Source organism: Streptomyces aureus, assembly GCF_001418135.1.
Taxonomy (GTDB): domain Bacteria; phylum Actinomycetota; class Actinomycetes; order Streptomycetales; family Streptomycetaceae; genus Streptomyces; species Streptomyces aureus_A.
In genome coordinates this window covers 1-1,996 of the sequence record NZ_LIPQ01000606.1, presented here as the reverse complement: position 1 = coordinate 1,996, position 1,996 = coordinate 1, and the positions used below count along the sequence as shown (strand labels likewise).

Genomic DNA, 1,996 nt, shown 5'->3' with positions numbered 1-1,996 from the left:
GCAGCCTCAGCAGCAGGGCCCGGTCCCGGGCCCTGCTGCTGAGGCTGCTGCTGGCCGCCCGCGGGCGGCTGCGGCTGTGACGTACTCGACGCCAGGGTGCGGCTGCGGACGCGGTACAGACCGGTGTCGAGGTCCTCGGCCTTCTCCAGGTGGACCTTGATCGGCCCCATGAAGGTGTACCGCTGCTGCTTCGCGTAGTCCCTGACCAGGCCGGCGAGCTCGTCGCCGAGCTGACCCGAGTAGGGGCTGAGGCGCTCGTAGTCCGGCGCGCTCAGCTCCACGATGAAGTCGTTGGGGACGACGGTCCGCTCGCGGTTCCAGATCTGCGCGTTGTTGTCGCACTCGCGCTGGAGCGCGCCGGCGATCTCGACAGGCTGGACCTCGGACTTGAACACCTTGGCGAAGGTGCCGTTGACCAGACCTTCGAGACGCTGCTCGAAACGCTTCAGGACTCCCATGGGGCACCTCCTCCGTCGTTGTCGTCCTGGTACTGCTTACTGATCGTATCCACGCGTCGGGAAATCGGCTGGTTCCCCTTCTCTGCCCTGTGGACGAGTGTCACCTCTCACAAGCCTTCCCCACGGATCGTAGAGGCGGCCTGTGGACAGTGTCCCGCACCCGGCTGTGGGAGCGGGGGCTCGGTCGAGGTCTGGGGGTGGATCGAGGGTGGTTCGGGGCGATCCGAGGCGGGTCCGACGCCGAACCGGGGCCGGTTCGGAGGCGGTCCCGGACGGTCCCGGGTGATGCATCCCTCTTCTTGCCCCTCCTCCCTCTTCTCCCCCTTCCTCCTCTTCATCCCTCTGTCTTCCTCCCCGTCTTGCCCTCTCCTGGCGCCCTTCCCTCACCCTCCTTCCCTCCTCCGGGCATCTGTCCCTCCCTCACCTTGGTCTGCGTGAGCGGGGGCCAAACAACGGATGTGAATCCACGGTCTGCGACGTGCTAATCTTCTGATGTCGCCAGGCGCTCGCACCGCAAAGTGAGAGAGTCCGGAGCACACCCAATGCGCGGGTGGCGGAATAGGCAGACGCGCTGGATTCAGGTTCCAGTGCCCGAAAGGGCGTGGGGGTTCAACTCCCCCCTCGCGCACCAGTTCAACTCGGGAAACCGAGGAAACGGTCGGCATCGTGATCACGATGCCGACCGTTTCGTTTATCCCCCGATGTGACGAGGGTGCGGCCTCGGCGGAGCGATCGGGTGACGTGTGAGGCAGCTCGCACACCGGGAGCTCGGGCTGTGGTCAGTGGCCAAGGGCTCATGCGTGAGGGGGCCACGGGTCAAGGGGGCGACGCGTCAGGGGCCCACGCGTGAGGAGGGCACGCGCCAGGAGCCGACGGGCCACGGCCACGGGGCGGAGGAACGCGAAAGGGGCCCGGCTGGTGCCGGGCCCCTTTCTTCTCGTAGCGGGGACAGGATTTGAACCTGCGACCTCTGGGTTATGAGCCCAGCGAGCTACCGAGCTGCTCCACCCCGCGTCGGTGATGCCACTCTACACACTTCCGAGGTCGGCCCTTCCTGTACGCCATGACCAACGTCACACCGGTCGCCCGCGGGTGGTGTGCGTCATCGGATTCCCGTCCGGCCGAGCAAGGACGTGGGGCCGTGACCGGTGAGCAGCCGGGTGTCCTCCGGGCAGAGGCCGCTGACCAGGCGGAGGGAGTCCTCCATGCTCGCCGGGTTCGCGGTCGGCGCGTCCGCGCGTCCCCGGCCGCTCGCGAGCAGGGTGTCGCCGGTGGCGAGCAGGGGCTCGTCGCCGCCGTCGAAACGGAACATCACCGAGCCGCCGGTGTGGCCGGGCGTGTGCAGCACCGTGACGCTGCCGGCGGCGAAGGCCAGCTCGCCGCCCCGCTCGGGAAGTTCGCGCACCTCGTCGGGCTCCCGGTCCGGATGGCCGACGAGCAGGTCGCGGGGGAACGAGTCGGGCAGCCCCGCGGCCGGAGCGCCGAGTTGGTAGCGGTCGGCCGGGTGGATCCAGGCCGGGACGCCGTAGTGCCGGGCG

2 protein-coding genes and 2 tRNA genes are annotated in these 1,996 nt (G+C 68.8%); 1 reads left to right on the top strand and 3 read right to left on the bottom strand.

All coding sequences use genetic code 11. The features are described from left to right. The coding region (locus AOK00_RS34885) for a DUF3662 domain-containing protein (protein ID WP_254047616.1) at positions 1-458 on the bottom strand (458 nt) is incomplete at its 3' end. A 544-nt stretch (positions 459-1,002) separates the two neighbouring features. Here AOK00_RS34885 and AOK00_RS34880 point away from each other — a divergent pair. Beyond that, positions 1,003-1,089, top strand: a tRNA-Leu gene (locus AOK00_RS34880). Positions 1,090-1,398: 309 nt separating this feature from the next. On the opposite strand, the gene AOK00_RS34875 is transcribed toward AOK00_RS34880, so the two are convergent. Then, positions 1,399-1,472 (bottom strand) — tRNA-Met (locus AOK00_RS34875). A gap of 88 nt (positions 1,473-1,560) precedes the next feature. Continuing rightward, the coding region (locus tag AOK00_RS34870) for an MBL fold metallo-hydrolase (protein ID WP_159041926.1) at positions 1,561-1,996 on the bottom strand (436 nt) is incomplete at its 5' end.